A 19998-nucleotide genomic window follows, 5' to 3' on the forward strand; every position below is an offset into this window, starting at 1 on the left:
GAGATTTTCGAAGAGTATTATTTTGCCAATCCTTCAGCAATCTTATCAAGGTTGTATTTCATCATGTTGTAGTAGCTGTCGCCTTCTTTACCTTGTTCTGCGATAGAGTCAGTAAAGATTTGTGCGTAGATTGGGATGTTTGTGTCTTGTGAAACAGTTTTCATTGGACGGTCATCCACACTTGATTCTACAAAGAGGGAAGGAGTTTTTGTTTGGCGAAGTTTTTCAACCAAGGTCTTGATTTGGTCAGGTGTTCCTTCTTCTTCAGTGTTGATTTCCCAGATATAGGCACTTGGGACACCGTAAGCTTTAGAGAAGTATTTGAAGCATCCTTCGCTGGTTACAATGAGTTTTTTCTCAGCAGGGATGTTGTTAAATTTCTCCTTAGCTTCCTTGTCAAGTTTGTCTAGCTTATCAGTATATTCTTTGAGATTTTTTTCGTAGAATTCCTTGTTGCTAGGGTCTTTAGCGCTCAATTGTTTTGCGATATTCTTAGCAAAAATCATCCCATTTTCAAGGTTGAGCCAAGCGTGTGGGTCTTCTTTGCCTTTTTCGTTTTGACCTTCAAGGTAGATAACATCAACGCCTTCGCTGACTGCAAAGTAGTCTTTGTTTTCAGTTTTCTTGGCATTTTCTACCAATTTTGTAAACCAAGCATTGCCACCTGTTTCAAGGTTGATACCGTTATAGAAAATGAGGTCAGCCTCAGAAGTTTTCTTAACGTCTTCAGGAAGTGGTTCGTATTCGTGTGGGTCTTGACCAACAGGAACGATACTGTGAAGATCAATCTTGTCACCAGCAATATTTTTAGTAATATCAGCGATGATTGAGTTTGTAGCAACAACTTTTAGTTTTTGACCAGAAGCTGCATCTTTTTTTCCACTAGCACATGCTACAAGAGCGATGACGGAAAGAAAGAGAACGAGTAATGTACCTAATTTTTTCATTAGATCCTCCAATTTATTGGGGTTTTGCCCCTTATTTTAACAAATGTTTATTTTTCAGTTTCAAATATCGTTGTTTTGGAGCGATAAAGAAGCTAATGAGAAAGAAACTAGCAGCTGTGAGCACGATACTAGAACCTGCCGCAACGTTAAAGCTATAACCGATAAAGAGTCCCAAAACTGAAGCTATCGCTCCAAAGGTTGAGGAAAGGAAAATCATGCTTTTCAGGCTATTAGCATAAAGATAAGCAGTTGCAGCTGGGGTAATCAGCATGGCTACAATCAGGATAGTTCCGACACTTTGCATGGCTGTCACAGACACGAGAGTCAGGAGTACCATGAGAAGGTAGTGATAGAAATTGACAGGCATTCCCATGGCTTTAGCCAAGAGTTCATCAAAGGAAGTGATCAAGAGTTGCTTGAAGAAAATCCAGATTAACAAGAGAATGACTGCCCCAACACCCATAGTAATAAACATATCCGTATCTTGGACGGCTAGGATATTACCAAAAAGGATATGGAAAAGGTCAGTTGAACTTTTAGCGACACTAATCAAGATGATACCGAGGGCTAAGAAAGAAGAAAAGGTAATGCCGATGGCGGTATCGCTTTTGATAATCGAGTTCCCCTTGATGTAGGTAATGATGATAGCAGCTAGCAATCCAAAGACAATGGCTCCGATAAAGAAGTCAACGCCCAAGATGAAGGAGAGGGCTACACCTGGCAAGACAGCATGTGAAATGGCATCTCCCATGAGTGACATCCCGCGTAGAATGATGAAACATCCTACAGCTCCAGCTACGACCCCGACGACAATGGCTGTTATCAAGGCATTTTGTAAGAAATGGAATTTTTGCAATCCATCGATAAATTCTGCAATCATAGGTCACCTCCATTGAAAAAGAGTCGATTACCGTAAGCTTCTTTGAGATTGGCTTCGGTAAAGGTTTCTTTGGTTGGACCAAAGGCAATCACTTCTCGATTGACAAGCAAGACTTGATCGAAGTAGTGGGGAACCTTGCTGAGGTCGTGGTGGACGATGAGAACCGTCTTCCCAGCTTTTTTCAGATCTCTCAGCGTATTCATGATGATTTCCTCACTGACAGAGTCAATCCCAACAAAGGGTTCATCCAAGAGGATATAGTCGGCTTCCTGTACCAAACATCTGGCAATCAAGACCCGCTGGAATTGACCTCCAGACAGTTGACTGATTTGACGTTCAGCGTAGTCAGCTAGACCGACAATTTCAAGGGCCTCTTGCACTTTCTTCCAATGTTTAGCTTTTAAACTGTGAAAGAGAGGAATAGAGGGAAATAGTCCTAGCGAGACACATTCCTTGACCTTGATGGGAAAGTTGTAGTCGATATTGATTTTTTGTTCGACATAGGCGATTCGATGTAAGGATTTTTTAACTTCCTTGTCATCGAGAAATGCCTGACCTTGATGTGGGATAATTCCCAGCATCCCTTTTAATAATGTTGATTTCCCAGCACCGTTTGGACCAATGATACCGGTAATTGTTGGTCCTTGGAGCACTAGTGAAATATCCTTAAGTGCCAACGTTTCTTTGTAGGAGACACTGAGGTTTTCTATACGTATCATAAACTTGTATTCCTCCTGTCTCTTAATATACATTAAAAAAAAAATTAAGTCAAGTTAATTTTTGAAAAAATTAAAATAATAACTGAAAAATGATGGAAAAGGAAAGTTCATTTTTAATTGCATTCCCAAGCAATTTTTGTTAAGCTAGCAATAACTTAAAAAAATGAAAGCGAGAACAAGATGACACGTTATCAAGACGATTTTTATGATGCTATCAATGGAGAATGGCAGAAGACGGCTGAAATCCCAGCAGATAAGTCTCAAACGGGAGGTTTTGTTGATTTAGACCAGGAAATCGAAGATCTGATGCTGGCGACAACAGACAAGTGGTTGGCAGGTGAAGAGGTGCCTGAGGATGCTATCTTGGAAAACTTTGTCAAATACCACCGCCTAGTTCGTGATTTTGATAAGAGAGAAGCTGACGGTATCAAACCTGTTTTGCCACTCCTTAAAGAATTCCAAGAATTGGAGACTTTTGCGGATTTTACAGCTAGACTAGCAGAGTTTGAACTTGCAGGAAAACCTAACTTCCTTCCTTTTGGTGTATCGCCAGACTTTATGGATGCTAGAATCAATGTTCTATGGGCTAGCGCTCCAAGCACAATCCTGCCAGACACGACCTACTATGCTGAAGATCATCCTCAGCGAGAAGAGCTCTTGACTCTTTGGAAAGAAAGTAGCGCAAATCTCCTCAAGGCTTATGATTTCTCTGATGAAGAAATTGAAGATTTGCTAGAAAAAAGACTTGAATTGGACCGTCGAGTTGCGGCAGTGGTGCTTTCTAATGAAGAAAGTTCAGAATATGCTAAACTTTACCATCCATATGCTTACGAAGATTTCAAAAAATTCGCGCCTGCCCTACCTTTGGATGGCTTCTTCCAAGCCGTTCTTGGACAAGTACCAGACAAGGTTATCGTAGACGAGGAACGTTTCTGGCAAGCTGCAGATCAATTCTATAGTGAAGAGGCCTGGCCTCTCCTCAAGGCAACCTTGATTTTGAGTGTTGTGAATCTTTCAACCAGCTATTTAACAGAAGAAATCCGTGTCTTGTCAGGTGCCTATAGCCGTGCGCTTTCAGGAGTTCCAGAAGCCAAAGACAAGGTCAAGGCAGCCTACCAGCTAGCACAAGGGCCTTTCAAACAAGCCTTGGGTCTCTGGTATGCCCATGAAAAATTCTCTCCAGAAGCTAAAGCAGACGTGGAGAAAAAAGTAGCAACTATGATTGATGTCTATAAGGAACGTTTGGCTAAAAATGACTGGCTGACTCCAGAAACTCGTGACAAGGCCATCGTCAAACTCAATGTTATCAAGCCTTACATCGGTTACCCAGAAGAATTGCCAGAACGCTACAAGGACAAGGTAGTGGATGAAAATGCTAGTCTTTTTGATAATGCTCTAGCCTTTGCGCGTGTGGAAATCAAGCACAGTTGGAGCAAGTGGAACCAGCCTGTAGACTACAAGGAATGGGGCATGCCTGCTCATATGGTCAATGCTTACTACAATCCACAGAAGAACCTAATTGTCTTCCCAGCGGCCATTTTGCAAGCACCTTTCTATGACTTGCATCAGTCATCTTCTGCTAACTACGGTGGTATTGGAGCAGTTATTGCTCATGAAATTTCCCACGCCTTTGATACTAACGGAGCGTCCTTTGACGAAAATGGTAGCCTCAAGGATTGGTGGACAGAGAGTGACTATGCTGCCTTCAAGGAGAAAACACAAAAAGTTATTGACCAATTTGATGGACAGGATTCTTATGGAGCAACCATCAACGGTAAATTGACTGTATCAGAAAACGTGGCTGACTTGGGAGGAATCGCTGCAGCGCTTGAAGCAGCTAAGAGAGAACCAGACTTCTCAGCAGAAGAGTTCTTCTACAACTTCGGTCGCATCTGGCGCATGAAAGGTCGTCCAGAATTTATGAAACTTTTGGCTAGCGTCGATGTGCACGCACCAGCCAAACTCCGTGTCAATGTGCAAGTACCAAACTTCGATGATTTCTTTACAACCTATGATGTCAAAGAAGGAGATGGTATGTGGCGTTCACCAGAAGACCGCGTGATTATTTGGTAATGAATCGAATCTAATACTAAAATCCGTAAATCTATATAGGATGGGTTAGAGAGGTTAATATGAAGAAATTTTTAATGATATTTTCAGCTATTCTTACTGTTTTTGTTTTAGCATCTTGTGGTGCAAACAAAAAAGATGAAAAAATAGAACATACGGCAACACAATCATCTTCGACAAAAGAGGAACGGAAGGAAAACTCTACGAAGTCAGAGAGCCAAACTAGTACAAGTTCTTCAATGGCAACACCGTCAACAACGATGGAAAAGAAAAGTGAAACAGGAAAAGATTTGTACAAGGAAGTAATAGAGCGGTACAATCATTTTACAGACCTTTTAAAGCAAGGTAATAGAGAAGATTTGTACGAGGAAAATAAACAACACAAGATTGCTCCAGATGAATATGGTTTGATTTTCTCTCGAATGGATTATAAAAATGCGCCAGATTGGAAATATGTTATTGCTGATTTAAATAATGACGGTCAAGATGAATTGATTATTGGAGATAAAAAATATATAGGGGCCATTTACTATTTAGAGAATAAACAACCCAAGTTGCTTCATACAGCTTATGTAGCTTCTGCAGGTGGTTTTCGTTCCAGTTTAGTTATCTATGAAAATGGTCAAGTCAGATATGCAGACTGGCAGTCAACACGACCAGAAATGAACTTAAGTCTATATGCTTTTGATAAAGACGGAGTACAGAAGATTAAAGAAGGAATCTTTCAAATTGGTAGTGATCAAAAGCCAGAGCAAATCTTAGGGATTTCTTCTAATGAACTTGATTTAGCTAAATTTGATTGGAAAGAATTTCAGCCAGTCAACTAGTATTCGATGAAATTCAATACTAGACTAGATTCTAAAATCAAAGAATGGAGAATTGAATAGCAGTACACAAAAACCAAGGATAAAAAATTCCTTGGTTTTTTGCTAGCTAGAAAAAAGGATTGAAGGTCTTTTCGTGAGCAATAGTAGTAGCTGGACCATGCCCTGGATAGACGTCATAGTTTGGCAGGGTGAAGAGTTGGGTCTGGATGCTATGAAGGAGTTGCTCCATGCTACCAGTTGGAAGGTCGGTTCGTCCGATTGTTTCTCGGAAAAGAGCATCTCCTGTCAAGACTAGGTGAGCATCAGGAAAGACGATAGAAACGCCGCCAATAGAGTGACCAGGAGTTGGCAAGACAGTAAAACGAAATTCCTCTAGTTGGTATTCTTCATGAAAGACAAAGGTGTGCTCTGCAGGTTTTGCGATCACATCTGCCATATCATCGTGGCGAGGTAGCCCAGAGAGATTATCGACAGGAGTGTAGAGCCAGCTGGCTTCACTCTCTGCGATATAGACAGGAGGATTGCCAAAAGTCTCGCGAACCAAGTCCAGACTCATGATATGGTCATAGTGTGCGTGGGTCAAGAGAATAGCACAAATCGGTTTATTGATATTCTCGATGGTTTGACGAATGGCTTCCCAATGGCTACCGGGATCGACAACGATGAGGTGTTTTTCGCCTTCTAAATAATAGGTGTTTTCATAGGCAACAGGATTCACAGTTTTATGGATTTTCATATTAGCTCCAATCTCAAAGAATGTACTAAATTAAGTATAGCACAGTTAGGATGAATAAAGTAGACAGAAAGTTCTTCTTTATAGAAGGTTACTTGCTATCTACTTTATTCTGTCTAAAATAGAGATAGCTATTTTTAGAGTTATGAACTAGCTAGAGCTTTTAATTGACTGGGATTTAAAATAAAAGCTAATGAGCTGGAGAGTGAATTAATGAAACAAGTAAATTGTACTCTTTATTAGAAGAAAGTTTGTAATAAAAGAAAACAAAATATACATGTATAGTTAATATAAATTAATATACTGATTATGAAAAAATATAGTGTGTGGCCTATGACAGTTTGATGCATCTTATTTTACAACTTAAAGAGTCTGAAAATTGTTGTATTTTTGGAAAATATTTATTTTAAATTTAGAATAAAAAAATAAGTCATTTTATTTGCTACAGACTAGAAAATATGATATCATAAAGTTGTATGTTGTAGACAATTTTATGATATCAAACTTCACTTCTAACATCTTTTGTTTCATCTGAGGTTACCTGTGAGTTTTCGATATCAATAACTTGTAAATCGACATCAAAATAAAAAAGGAGGTTGTGGGTCTAAATGAAAGGCAAGCAACAACAAGATTTTAGAGTAGAAAAGTACATCCGTTATGGTATCCGGAAATATAGCTTTGGAGCAGCATCAGTAGCAATTGCAGCTGGTTTGATGTTCCTTGGAAATGGTGCGGTATCAGCAACGGAAGTTCAAGGTGCTGAAGCATCAGTAGCTGCAGCTACTGCCCCAGCAAATCAAGCGGATTCTAATAAAGAGAAGGAAGCCGTTAAGCCAGAAACTAAAGTAGAAAAAGCTAAACCAGAGGTTAAAGCAGAAGAAGCTAAGAAAGTAAATAAAGCTGTCCTAGAAGCAAGCATTGCTACTTTGGAGTCTAAACTTTCAACTGCTAAATATGCAGATGCTACAGTAGTAAGCTCAGCTAAGGAAGTATTGGTAGCAGCTAAAGCAACTCTTGCAAAAGTAGATGCTAGTCAAGCTGATGTAGATGCTCAAGCAGAAACTGTATCAGCATTGAGTACTGTAGTTACTGAATCAAATACTGCTGGTTTCGATAAAAAGAAAGCAGCAGAAAAAGAAGTGGCTAAAGCAGAAGCTGAAAAGAAAGCTACTCCAGCAGAAAAATCTCTTTCAGAAGCTAAATCAGCGCTTGACAAAGCTTCATCAGAAGCAGATGTAACAAACAGACTTGCAAAATCTGAACTTTCTAAGAAGGAAGTGAAGGAAGAAAACAAAGCAGCTGTTGAAGCAGCAGTAGCTAAAAACCAAGCAGTTCTTGCTGAAACAAAAACTTTATTGGCTGAAAAGAGCGTAACAAAAGAGCAAGTAGACGCTCAATTGGCTCGTCTTAACGAATCAATCCTTGCAGTTTACAATGAATTGAAAAATGCAGGAATCGGTCGTGATGGTAAGTTCGCAGTCAACTTGGAAGATGCTCAAACAACAGCACTTAAAGACTCATCTACAGAAGCAGGACAAAAATGGTTGGCAGATCATGGTTACTCATCTTTGGCTGATATTCCTATCTTAAACAAAGGAAAAGATGATAAAGAGATAAAAGAAGCTTCTAAGCAAATCCAATGGCTAGATTTTACAGACACAGCTGCTTGGACTAACTTAGATGCAGATGGACAACTTCAAATCGGTTCAACTTTCAAAAAGGAGTTGATGCCAGGTTATGTTGTAACATTAACTGTTAAAGAGATGAAACCGTTCCATGCTACAGAGACTTATAAAAATCGTGTGGCGGGAACTGCTAGTGAAGATACTTATAATCCAGATGCAGTAAATAGCTTTAAACAAGCGACTGGTATCGGTGGTTCTGCTCAAACAAAATGGGCACACGTGAAAAACGCAGGTTTTGATACTGATCCACATAAAACTACGATTGCGGGTACTGATGATAAATCGGTTCAAAAGAATGGTACTATCGCTGGTGTAGTATTTAGTGTTGATGCTGAATATAATGGTAAGAAAACAAAACCAACTATTTTAATGACATCTGGTGAAGATATCAAGGTAAACGAAAGTGAAATCTACACTACAAACGGAACGCCTTGGGATTTATATGCATTGGTAGGTAACGCAGCAGAAACAACTCCTTATCAACCTAATGTGAAGATGAAAAATGTCACAAGCCCTCAAGAATTTAGCCCTGCAGACGCTAAACTTCAAAAAGCGTTAGCAAATTCTGCTTTTTCAACACCTGATACAGCAACATCAGGATTAGGTTCTCAAGTCTTTGGTAGTTACATCAATGGTGAAGGTGGTAACAAAGCTACACCAATCGTATCTACTGCAGGAGCAACTGAAGTTGGATTCTACATCATTTCGGGTGGAGCTCAGTCATCTATGATTGGTATCTCTTTATCAGACTTTGGAGATCTTCCAGAATCTTATGGTAAAGCAGAGCATTCTCTCAGAACATCTACTACTGACTATGCAACCAATCAAGTAGAAGAAATTCAACAACCATATCTAGGGACAGTAAAAGCTGACCCTGAAGCACAAAATGGTGAGCGCGTACGCGGTATTGGATCAGATGATGCTACTGACAATGGCGATGAAGGTGTAGCACAGCTTGTCGCTCCAGAAGATGTTCATATTAATAAAGATAATGGTGAACCGGAAGTTAAAATCGTACAAGCCGCAGATAATACTTACCGTGTTAAAGTTATTGCATCAGCAAATGGCAATGACAAATACACTGGTACAGTAGAGCCTGCTTACGTGCGTGGATTTATCGACTTTAACAACAACGGTAAATTCGATGAAGGTGAAGCTTCTGACATCGTTAAAGTTACTGGAAACAACGAAACAGTAGAGCTCGTTTTCAGAAATACTCAAGTCATCGATACTACTAAAGGTGCGGTGAATTTCCGTACACGTATCGCTAAATCTGAAAAACAAGTAACCAAACCTACTGGTATTGCTTTCTCAGGTGAAGTAGAAGATAACCAAATTCAAGTTGCTTTACCTCCACGTGGAGATAAGGAAGAAACAACTGGTAAACAAGGTGAAACTCAGTCTGTAGGTATTGAATTTGTATCACGTGCTCTAGGGGACGATGCTTCTAACCTTGGTTCAAACAACGGAAATACTACTTTCAATTCATACGGTAAACTAGATTACTCTGAACAACCAAACTCTATTAGCTTAGAAACAACTAAGAAAAAACAATCTCAAGGTGTTATGATTGTAGATCCAAGTGGAAACTTGGTGAAATCATACACTAAAGCAGGTCAAGGTACTTATACAGTAACTGATGACAAAGTTACCTTCACTCCAGAGCCTAACTTTGTTGGTAAAGCAGATGGTATCGTACTTCGTGCTGTAGATGCTAATGGTCATTCAACTGGATGGACAGCACTTACGGATCAACATGGTGTGGAAAACATTAATGATGGAACACATACTACTGGAACTAAAACAATGGATGCTGTTTATATTCCAACAGTAACTCCAAAAGAAATCGTAGGTACACCTGAAGAATCAACAGATATCCAAGGTAAACCACAAACGAAAACACCTAAATTCTCAATCGACGTAGATAAAGATGGTGATGGCACTGCTCCAGACGCAGTAACTCCAAGTGCACAATATCCAGCTAAACTAGTTGATCCAGCAACTGGACAGCCAACAGATGAAAAAACTGTAACAGTACCAGGTGAAGGAACTTACACAATCGATCCAACAACTGGAGCGGTAACCTTCACACCAGAACCACAATTTACAGGAACTGCTAAAGGTATTAATGTATCATTAACAGCGCCAGTAGGTCAAGATAAAGATGGAAATCCGGTAACAGCTACAGCTACAGCTAAATACACACCAACTGTGACACCAGTAACACCAACAGCGGATCCAGCTACTTCAACAGGAGTACAAGGTGAAACTCAAAAAGGAACTCCTACATTTACAGAAGGAAACTCTGAAGTTCCAATTAAAGAAGGTTCTGTCAAACTATTGAATCCAGATGGAACAGAAGCAACTGGACCAGTTGATGCATTGGATCCAAATGGAAACAAGGTAGGTACATACACTGTTGATCCAACAACAGGAGAAGTAACATTTACACCTACTGATAAGTCTTATGTAGGACCAGTTCAACCAGCAAACGTACAAGCTGAAGATAAAAATGGAACTAAAGTTAAGACAACTTACACGCCAACAATTGTCGGAGTAACCCCAACAGCAGAACCAGCTAAATCTGTCGATATTCAAGGTGCAACTCAAGAAAGTACAGTTTCATTTGAACCTGGTAAGACTACAATTGCTGGAAAAGAAAAAACTGTAGATATCGATCCATCCACTTACACACTTCTAGGTGAAGATGGTCAACCAGCTACAGAAGTTCCAGCTAAAGACCCAGAAGGAAATGTAATTGGTAAATACACACTGAAAACTGTAGATGGTAAAGCGGTGGCAGTGTTTGAACCAACAGATAAGACATACTCTGGAGAAGTTCAACCAGTAAGAATCCAAGCTAAGGATAAAAACGGAACAGCTGTTGAAACAACTTATACACCATTAATTACTCCAGTAGTTCCAACAGCAGAACCAGCTGAAACTACAGACATCCAAGGTAAAGAGCAAACAGGTAAACCTGAATTCACACCTGGTAATCCAAATGTTCCAATGGATGATGATACTCCAGCGACATTCGAAGATGGATCAAAAGAAAAAGTTGTACCAGGCGAAGGAACATATACAGTTGCACCAGATGGCACAGTAACCTTCACACCAGAAAAAGGATTCACAGGTAAAGGGACAGGCGTAACCGTTAAACGTGTAGATAAGAATGGAACACCAGTAACAGCTAAATACACACCAACAGTAACACCAGTAACACCAACAGCTGAGCCAAAAGAAACAACAGACATCCAAGGTAAAGAACAAACTGGAAAACCAACATTCACGCCAGGTAATCCAAATGTTCCAATGGATGATGATACTCCAGCGACATTCGGGCGAAGGAACATACACAGTTGCACCAGATGGAACAGTAACCTTCACACCAGAGAAGAACTTCACAGGTAAAGGAACAGGCGTAACCGTTAAACGTGTAGATAAGAACGGCACACCAGTTAAAGCTACTTACACACCAGTTGTAAAACCAGCAACACCAACAAGTTCAGATGTTATCACTACAAATGTTCAAGGTGCTACTCAATCAGGAACACCAACATTTGAAGGTGGAAAAGTAACAGTCAACGGTGAAGAAAAAACTGTAGAAATCGATGAAACTGTTAAACCAACATTTGATGATGGCACAACTGAGAAGAAAGTACCAGGTGAAGGAACATACACAATCGATGAGAACGGAACAGTAACCTTTACACCAGAGAAGAACTTCACAGGTCAAGCAACAGGTGTAACAGTGAAACGTGTAGATAAGAACGGTACACCAATCACAGCTAAGTACACTCCAGTAGTCGTTCCAGTAACACCAACTTCAAAAGATTCTGAATCAGAAGGTCCAAAAGGACAACCTCAATCAGGAACACCAACATTTGAAGGCGGAAAAGTTACAATCAACGGTAAGGAAGTTCCAGTTGAAATCGATGAAACTGTTAAACCAACATTTGATGATGGCACAACTGAGAAGAAAGTACCAGGCGAAGGAACATACACTATCGATGAAAACGGTAAAGTAACCTTCACACCAGAACCTGACTTCGTAGGTAAAGCAACAGGAGTAACTGTTAAACGTGTAGATAAGAATGGTACCCCAGTAACAGCTACTTACACCCCAACAGTTCGTCCTGATACTTCATTCGTTGATAAAGATGGCAACCCACTTTCACCAACAGAAGATGGAACTAAACCAACTAAAGATATCCCAGGATACAAGATTGTTAAAACTGAAGTAGACGAAAAAGGAAATACAAAACACATCTATGAAAAAGTTACGACAACTTATAAAGATAAAGATGGTAATGTAATTCCAGGAACAACTACTGAAGAAGGTACAAATCCTAAGAAAGATATCCCAGGTTACCGCTTCGTAGAAACTAAGAAACTTCCAAACGGTGATACAGAGCACGTTTATGAGAAAGTTAAGACAAGTCACAAGGATAAAGACGGAAATGAAATTCCAAACTATCCAACAGAAGATGGCGAACAACCTAAGAAAGATATCCCAGGTTACCGCTTCGTAGAGACTAAGAAACTTCCAAATGGCGACATCGAACACGTTTATGAGAAAGTTAAGACAAGTCACAAGGATAAAGATGGAAATGAAATTCCAAACTATCCAACAGAAGATGGTGAACAACCTAAGAGAGATATCCCAGGTTACCGCTTCGTAGAGACTAAGAAACTTCCAAATGGCGATATCGAACACGTTTATGAGAAAGTTAAGACAAGTCACAAGGATAAAGACGGCAACGAAATTCCAAACTATCCAACAGAAGATGGCGACCAACCTAAGAAAGATATCCCAGGTTACCGCTTCGTAGAGACTAAGAAACTTCCAAATGGCGATGTAGAACACGTCTACGAAAAAGTTAAGACATCATTCAAGGATAAAGATGGAAACGAAATTCCAAACTATCCAACAGAAGATGGCGACCAACCTAAGAAAGATATCCCAGGTTACCGCTTCGTAGAGACTAAGAAACTTCCAAATGGCGATGTAGAACACGTCTACGAAAAAGTTAAGACATCATTCAAGGATAAAGATGGAAACGAAATTCCAAACTATCCAACAGAAGACGGTGACCAACCTAAGAAAGATATCCCAGGTTACCGCTTCGTAGAGACTAAGAAACTTCCAAATGGCGATGTAGAGCACGTTTATGAGAAAGTTAAGACAAGTCACAAGGATAAAGACGGCAATGAAATTCCAAACTATCCAACAGAGGACGGCGACCAACCTAAGAAAGATATCCCAGGTTACCGCTTCGTAGAGACTAAGAAACTTCCAAATGGCGATGTAGAACACGTTTATGAGAAAGTTAAGACAAGTCACAAGGATAAAGACGGCAATGAAATTCCAAACTATCCAACAGAGGACGGCGACCAACCTAAGAAAGATATCCCAGGTTACCGCTTCGTAGAGACTAAGAAACTTCCAAATGGTGACACAGTTCATGTTTATGAAAAAATTATTCCTCCTGTGAAACCAGAACCTGCGAAACCATCCAAACCAGCTCCAGCTAAACCAGCTAAGGAATTGCCTAATACTGGTACAGAAGATCACTCTAGCCTAGCAGCTCTTGGACTTCTTGGCGTATTGAGCGGATTTGGTCTTGTGGCACGCAAGAAAAAAGAAGACTAATCTTTTAATCATTAAAGATTAGACAAAGGAATTCAATTTCATAAATGAAAACCCAACTAATCAAACGATTAGTTGGGTTTTTTATGTGGATTATCTATTTTTCCATGCTTGGTAACGGGTATCAATCAATAACTGGGTGAGGCGTCCCATGGTTTCCCTTTCTTCTGGAGTGAGAGATTGAGCTTGGACGAAGAGATGACGAATGTGTTCGATAGCCTTTAAGGAAGACAAGTCATTGATAGATGTAATACCAGAATCAAGAATGGTGCCAAAGAAGAGATCGAAGTAGAGCTGGAGTTCCTCGTCAGGGACTGTGGCCACCCATTCTTTGAAGGTTATGTCAACTTGTTGGCTATCACTGTTGGTTTTATCCAGTTGGATGAAGTGCTTGTCCTCAATCTGCCAACTAAAGGTATCGTGCTGGGCGATACCACCCAAAGCAGTACTGTGCACGATGATTTGCTGGTTAGGGATTTCTAGCATCATACCGATGATGGAACCTTGTGGAATGAAGACCTTGGTTTTATCCATTATCCTTTGATAGCCCTCGCTTTGTGTCAGTTCTTTGTGGAGACCAGGTGCATCAAAGGTATAAACTGCTGTGATTTGATTTTGCAAGTTTTTCTCAATTTGACTAGCAGCATAGATGGCTAGATTTCCTCCCTTGGAATGCCCAGCCAGAATGACCTTCTGCTTAGGATGGTGGGCAAAAAAGTTCTTTAAATAGCGAAGGGCGTGCTTTTGAGCAGGAATTTCCTTCATATAGGTCAGGTGGAAATCTTCCTTCCAACCAATGATACTATCATCTGTCCCACGAAAGACAATCAGATAGGTATCGAGAGTGAGGCGGTAGGTCATAGCCGCAAATTGTTTTTGCAGTTCAGGGTCGATGTCGTTGATAAAATGGGAGAGTTTGCAATTTTTGAAGCGTTTGTGTCGAGCTAATTCATCCAATAATTGGAGCCGATTTTTACTGGTCAACATGTTAGGTTCCCTTGGAACCTGAGGTGCCAGGTCTAAAAGTCGCTGAGGAGTTGTGGAGACCAGATTATCAAAGGAGAGGTAGGTGGTTTCTGTTAAGGCTAAAACATCTAATTCATTCAAAGGTAGGTCGTAAAAGGAATCGTGTGCGACATCTTTCAGATAGTCAAAAATATTGGCCATAAGAGCTCCTTTCTTTTTATTTATCTTATCAAATTTCCCTTAAATTAGCTAGTAGGATTGCCTCATTTTGTTGCCTAAAAACAAGCTGCTTCAAATTCAGTTTCAGATCTTCTAGCATTGAAAAATCTGTTATAATAATAGAAAAGGAGGAGCGCATGCACAAGATTTTATTAGTAGAAGATGATCAGGTTATTCGTCAACAGGTCGGGAAAATGCTCTCTGAATGGGGATTTGAAGTGGTGCTGGTAGAAGACTTTATGGAAGTTTTGAGTCTTTTTGTCCAGTCGGAGCCTCATCTGGTCCTCATGGATATTGGACTGCCCTTGTTTAATGGCTATCACTGGTGTCAGGAAATTCGCAAGATTTCCAAGGTCCCCATCATGTTTCTGTCTTCGAGAGACCAGGCTATGGATATTGTCATGGCAATCAATATGGGGGCGGATGACTTTGTGACCAAGCCTTTTGACCAGCAGGTTCTTTTAGCCAAAGTTCAGGGCTTGTTGCGACGTTCATATGAGTTTGGGCGTGACGAGAGTTTACTGGAATATGCTGGTGTTATCCTCAATACCAAATCAATGGATTTACATTATCAAGGGCAAGTCTTGAATTTGACCAAGAACGAATTCCAGATTTTACGAGTTTTGTTTGAGCATGCGGGCAATATTGTAGCGCGTGACGATCTCATGCGGGAACTTTGGAACAGTGACTTTTTCATTGATGACAATACCCTATCTGTTAATGTGGCTCGATTGCGTAAAAAGTTGGAAGAGCAGGGCTTGGTAGGATTTATCGAAACCAAGAAAGGGATAGGGTACGGATTAAAGCATGCTTGATTGGAAACAATTTTTTCTAGCCTATCTGCGTTCCCGTAGTCGTCTGTTTGTCTATCTGATTTCTTTGACGTTTCTGCTCTTACTCTTTCAGTTTTTATTTGCCAGTTTGGGAATTTACTTTCTCTACTTTTTCCTCTTGTGTTGCTTTGTAACCATCTTCTTTTTCACTTGGGACATATTGGTGGAAATGCAGGTCTATCGTCAGGAAATTCTCTATGGGGAGAGGGAAGCCAAATCTCCTTTGGAAATAGTTTTAGCAGAAAAATTAGAAGCGCGTGAGATGGAACTTTATCAGCAGAGGTCAGATTCAGAAAGAAAATTGACGTATTTGCTGGATTACTATACCTTGTGGGTTCATCAGATTAAGACCCCCATTGCAGCTAGTCAACTCTTAGTTGCAGAAGTAGCCGACCGCCAACTGAAGCAGCAATTAGAACAGGAAATTTTCAAAATCGACTCCTATACTAATCTAGTCTTACAGTACCTGCGTTTAGAAAGTTTTCATGATGATTTGGTCTTAAAGCAGGTGCAAATTGAGGATTTGGTCAAGGAAATAATTCGTAAATATGCTCTTTTCTTTATTCAAAAAGGCTTAAATGTCAATCTACATGACCTTGATAAAGAAATCGTGACGGATAAAAAGTGGTTGCTAGTGGTTATTGAGCAAATCATCTCAAACAGTCTCAAGTACACCAAGGAAGGGGGTCTGGAGATTTATATGGAGGGGCAAGAGCTTTGCATCAAGGATACGGGAATCGGGATAAAAAACAGTGATGTCCTCCGAGTCTTTGAACGTGGCTTTTCAGGATATAATGGACGCCTAACCCAGCAGTCATCTGGACTTGGACTTTACCTATCTAAGAAAATTTCTGAAGAACTGGGTCACCAGATTCGCATCGAGTCTGAGGTTGGAAAAGGAACGATAGTGCGGATTCAGTTTGCTCAAGTAAACTTAGTCCTTGAGTGAGAAGAGACAATGAGTTTTTACCCAATCTCTTTTTGCTATATTTCAGGATATTTGAAGACTGTTTTTTACAAAACCAATAATAGAATTTTTAATACGGAATATAGTATAAATACTGGTTCAAAGTGAAGTTTTGTATGCTTTATACTTTTGTTGAGTATAAAATCTATAAACTATGGGTGAATTACAAAAATTAATTTGAGATGAAGTGAATTGTAGACTTGGGAAATGTCTCCTATTCGATTTCAGAATGAATCGTTGATACAGGATTAAAAGAACTGCAGCTTTCTTTTTATTTTGAATGAGATAGGTATATATAGATTTGTGTAACTGGTGTAGAACTGTTTCCAAGAATTTATTGAATGTATCGAATACACACATCCTATTGATTTTGAACCAGTTTTTAATTTCTAAATGTTATAATAGTTTTATCAAGTAAAAGGAGACTACCATGATTGGAGACAATATAAAATTCTTACGAAAATCATATAATCTGATATAACCAGAATTTTCACGGATTGTGGGTGTGTCACGAAATAGCCTAAATCGTTAGAAAAACTGAAAAAGCTTACTTTCAATAGAAGTGTTGGAAATATTCATTTTACATCTATCAAAGAAACATGGGATAGACCTATATTTTACAAAATAGCAAATTATATTTTGAATGATAGTAAAAACTGCAGAACTTGTGTGATTTACAATTATTGCACTAAATGTCTGAGTATCGCACTATCTGAAATAAGGAATAGTAGAGATTGTTCTGAGATATGTAAAAAAACGCATTAGCAAGGAGTATCGTATATGCTACCATATCTTAAAACTATTAGATGGTATCTCTTCTTTAATTTTCTTTTTGGTGTAGTATCGAATATCTGCACAGCTTTGTTACCGTATTTCACGCAGGCATTAATCAAAGGGGATTATCAAGTAGCTCTATATGGTTACTCTATGTCAGTGGCAGGCTATTTGAGTTGTAACTATATCCAAATGATACTTGATTGGAAGCAGGGGATTATCTTTTCGACTACTTTGAAAAATGAGTGGTTTCGTTCACTTCTGGGACTCAGTCACCACGATTTCAAGCAGAAAACAGTAGCAGAGTATATTTCCTATCAATCTAATGACCTAGATTCGTTGGAAAAGGATTACCTTCCTCCATTGATGAGTTTTATCAAACAAATTTTACGTATCATCATTTACGCTTTCATTATTAGCAGAACAATTAATCCTATTGTATCACTGATTTTAATCTTTTCCACTGGAATTAGTATTCAAATTCCTAAAATCGTTGGGAAGTTGACCGCTAATCGTAGACAGGTTTACTTGAAAAAACAAGGAGATTACTATCGAACTTTGGAGGATTTGCTTATGGGACATCATTTGGTAAATAAACTAACTATGTCGCATTTTTTGAATCAACAAAAGAGTTCTCTAAAGAATTTGCAGGATAAGTATTTTAAGTATGGTTTGACAAAAATTACAGGCATCTTATTGACAGGTGTTTCTTTTGAATTCATTAGTCTTGTTCTGTTTATTTATTTAGCCTACTCTCTATCTCACCAGCAACTCGGTATTCCTGAGGTGGTGGCGAGTTTCGGATATATTAATGCTTTTTCTGAACCAATACAGGAAATCCTTTATGATTTACAAATGTTAGAGTCCGTAAAGCCTGTAATCAAGAGTTTTCAAAACATTGTTGGGAGACCCGTTTCAGTTCAAGCACCTCAACATTCTTTTGATACGATTACTTTGAAAAACATTTCCAAACAACTGGGAGAATCAAAATTGATAATTACTTCCGCTACGATTCAAAAAGGGGATAAAATTGCGCTTATTGGTAAGAATGGTTCTGGAAAAAGTAGTCTTCTCAACATTTTAAATGGAACAGATGAAGATTTTGAAGGACAAATTGTGCTAGATGGGCTTGTTTTGGACCATCTTTGGGGAAGATTCGGTATGATTCTGCAACAAGAACATACATTTATTTCGAGTTATGAAAATAATGTAACACTATTCAATAGTTTCAATGAAAAATTCAGAGAAGAAGATTTTGAAAAAATTCCACCACAATCCCTGTCAGGTGGTCAGCAACAACGAATGTATTTAAATCGTGAGAAAAATCGTAAAAATCCATTGCTTATCCTAGACGAACCTTTCTCTGCCTTGGATACTAATCAGTTTAAAATGGAATTGGAAAGAGTTCTGGAACTACCAAGTGCCGTCATTGTTACTTTACATCGCCAAAACGAATTATTAAGTAAGTTTGACCAAGTTTGGGAAATTAAGAATGGAGAACTTGTAATTTTGAAATAGCTAAATTATAAAGAATAAAACGCATAGTATCAAGGTTCAGGAGATACCGTTTTTCCTTCTTCGGATAAGGAAACAAAAATTTCTTGCTTCATCTATCTATTCAATTGATAGATTTCGTCAGAGAAAAACTGTAAAATTTTTGATATAATATAAAGGATGGACTGACGGATACTTAAAAGATAATTTTCAAAAGAATAACAGGTGAGAAGAAAAATATGTAAGATTGGACAGAAGTCTCTCTACCATCATCCATGCAGAAACAAGATTATATAAAATAAAAGGAGTAACCAATGAACGGAAATTATTCAACACGGGAATACCGTGAGAAATTATACGATGACCTTCATGTTCGATTGAGAGATACAGCGATTTTGATGTGTGCAATTTTTATTGCCTCTATCGGTCTAAATATGAATTCAACAGCTGTTATTATTGGAGCCATGTTAATTTCACCTCTCATGACACCGATTGTTGGACTGGGATTCGGTTTAGCTATTTTTGATACGCGTTTAATCAAGCAATCTCTAGAGGTTTTATTGACTCAAGTGTTGGTCAGTTTGCTTGTCTCGACTCTGTATTTCTGGATTTCTCCCTTGTCTTATGCAAGTAGCGAGTTGATCGCACGAACCTCTCCAACCATTTGGGATGTTCTCATTGCTATTGCTGGTGGGATTGCTGGTGTGATCGGTTCAAGGAAAAGAGTTAGAAAAACCAACAACACCAAGTCTTGAAGCTTTTTGGGATTTACGGCAAAATTTCTTTGCTTGTTTTCTTTCCTTTTTCTGGTTGGGATCGTTATGGATGGCACTAAACACATTATGGGAAAAGGTTGAGAAAATTTCCTCAGAAATTATTTGGTGGAATTTGTTTCTACTCTTGGAGCGGCAGGAGTTCTCTTTGGAGAATTTCATGCCATCCAAGATACCAGTCTGAATGATGTGGTGGACCGGATCTATATAAATGTCAAGGATTTACCGTTTCAGTCCTTGGGAGCTTTAGCTAATATCCTGTCTGATGTTAAGAAGGGACTGATTCAAGACAGTCATATCTGGTCTTTCTTCCAGTCATTTTTCAAACAATATCAGTTGATAATCAGCTTAAATCAGATCTATCAGTTTGTCTATCTTTCTCTGATGGAGATCATGTCCTATCTTCACTTTGATTATTGGAAAAAACGGCTCGGTCAGGAGCTAGTATGAATAAGGAG

At 39.1% G+C, this 19998-nt stretch carries 13 protein-coding genes and 2 pseudogenes; 10 read left to right on the forward strand and 5 right to left on the reverse strand.

Features of this window, described 5'->3' with window-relative positions:
• Positions 1 to 17: 17 nt before the first annotated feature.
• The 3 genes from psaA to B7697_RS06805 are packed head-to-tail and all read right to left on the reverse strand — an operon-like array spanning position 18 to position 2546.
• Positions 18 to 947, reverse strand: a complete 930-nt coding sequence (gene psaA, locus B7697_RS06795; RefSeq protein WP_000733074.1) for a metal ABC transporter substrate-binding lipoprotein/adhesin PsaA — start codon at positions 945 to 947, stop codon at positions 18 to 20.
• 31 nt (positions 948 to 978) lie between these two features.
• A complete protein-coding gene (locus B7697_RS06800) occupies positions 979 to 1827 on the reverse strand; it encodes a metal ABC transporter permease (RefSeq protein WP_049500957.1) in 849 nt (282 codons plus the stop codon).
• Positions 1824 to 2546 (reverse strand): metal ABC transporter ATP-binding protein, encoded by a 723-nt coding sequence (locus tag B7697_RS06805; RefSeq protein ID WP_023946180.1) that lies wholly within the window; start codon positions 2544 to 2546, stop codon positions 1824 to 1826. The genes B7697_RS06800 and B7697_RS06805 overlap by 4 nt, the downstream gene beginning before the upstream one ends.
• Before the next feature lie 180 nt (positions 2547 to 2726).
• Here B7697_RS06805 and pepO point away from each other — a divergent pair, with 180 nt between their 5' ends.
• Complete coding sequence (gene pepO / locus B7697_RS06810) at positions 2727 to 4619, forward strand: endopeptidase PepO (protein ID WP_084950940.1); 1893 nt, start codon at positions 2727 to 2729, stop codon at positions 4617 to 4619.
• A 59-nt stretch (positions 4620 to 4678) separates the two neighbouring features.
• On the forward strand, positions 4679 to 5443 hold the full coding sequence (locus B7697_RS06815) for a hypothetical protein (RefSeq protein WP_084950942.1): 765 nt from the start codon (positions 4679 to 4681) through the stop codon (positions 5441 to 5443).
• 106 nt (positions 5444 to 5549) lie between these two features.
• Here B7697_RS06815 and B7697_RS06820 read toward each other — a convergent pair whose 3' ends face one another.
• Entirely contained in the window at positions 5550 to 6179 is a 630-nt protein-coding gene (locus B7697_RS06820) for an MBL fold metallo-hydrolase (protein WP_084950944.1), read from the reverse strand.
• A gap of 605 nt (positions 6180 to 6784) precedes the next feature.
• Between B7697_RS06820 and B7697_RS06825 the strand changes: the two genes are divergently transcribed.
• Positions 6785 to 11275, forward strand: coding sequence for a GEVED domain-containing protein (locus tag B7697_RS06825; protein ID WP_275655550.1), 4491 nt, complete (start codon positions 6785 to 6787; stop codon positions 11273 to 11275).
• Positions 11169 to 13517 carry a MucBP domain-containing protein gene (locus B7697_RS09535; RefSeq protein ID WP_275655551.1) on the forward strand — a complete coding sequence of 783 codons (2349 nt, stop codon included), beginning with the start codon at positions 11169 to 11171 and terminating at the stop codon, positions 13515 to 13517. The genes B7697_RS06825 and B7697_RS09535 overlap by 107 nt, the downstream gene beginning before the upstream one ends.
• A gap of 90 nt (positions 13518 to 13607) precedes the next feature.
• Here the strand turns inward: B7697_RS09535 and B7697_RS06830 are convergent, their stop codons facing one another.
• Complete coding sequence (locus B7697_RS06830) at positions 13608 to 14681, reverse strand: DUF2974 domain-containing protein (protein ID WP_084950946.1); 1074 nt, start codon at positions 14679 to 14681, stop codon at positions 13608 to 13610.
• A gap of 155 nt (positions 14682 to 14836) precedes the next feature.
• Here B7697_RS06830 and B7697_RS06835 point away from each other — a divergent pair, with 155 nt between their 5' ends.
• From B7697_RS06835 to B7697_RS06860, 6 genes and pseudogenes are all read left to right on the forward strand, one after another.
• Positions 14837 to 15514 carry a response regulator transcription factor gene (locus tag B7697_RS06835; protein WP_000548991.1) on the forward strand — a complete coding sequence of 226 codons (678 nt, stop codon included), beginning with the start codon at positions 14837 to 14839 and terminating at the stop codon, positions 15512 to 15514.
• The gene (locus B7697_RS06840) at positions 15507 to 16481 is read left to right on the forward strand and encodes a sensor histidine kinase (RefSeq protein WP_084950948.1); all 975 of its coding nucleotides are present in this window, start codon (positions 15507 to 15509) and stop codon (positions 16479 to 16481) included. The genes B7697_RS06835 and B7697_RS06840 overlap by 8 nt, the downstream gene beginning before the upstream one ends.
• A gap of 798 nt (positions 16482 to 17279) precedes the next feature.
• A complete protein-coding gene (locus B7697_RS06845; protein ID WP_004242726.1) occupies positions 17280 to 18791 on the forward strand; it encodes an ATP-binding cassette domain-containing protein in 1512 nt (503 codons plus the stop codon).
• A 290-nt stretch (positions 18792 to 19081) separates the two neighbouring features.
• Positions 19082 to 19492: pseudogene (locus tag B7697_RS06850) on the forward strand (DUF389 domain-containing protein); the annotation flags it as partial.
• Positions 19491 to 19724: pseudogene (locus tag B7697_RS09245) on the forward strand (TMEM175 family protein); the annotation flags it as partial. The pseudogenes B7697_RS06850 and B7697_RS09245, both read left to right, overlap by 2 nt.
• On the forward strand, positions 19649 to 19990 hold the full coding sequence (locus B7697_RS06860; protein ID WP_000397556.1) for a hypothetical protein: 342 nt from the start codon (positions 19649 to 19651) through the stop codon (positions 19988 to 19990). The pseudogene B7697_RS09245 and the gene B7697_RS06860, both read left to right, overlap by 76 nt.
• The last annotated feature ends 8 nt before the right edge of the window (positions 19991 to 19998 follow it).

It is taken from the genome of Streptococcus mitis (assembly GCF_002096895.1).
GTDB lineage: Bacteria > Bacillota > Bacilli > Lactobacillales > Streptococcaceae > Streptococcus > Streptococcus mitis_AH.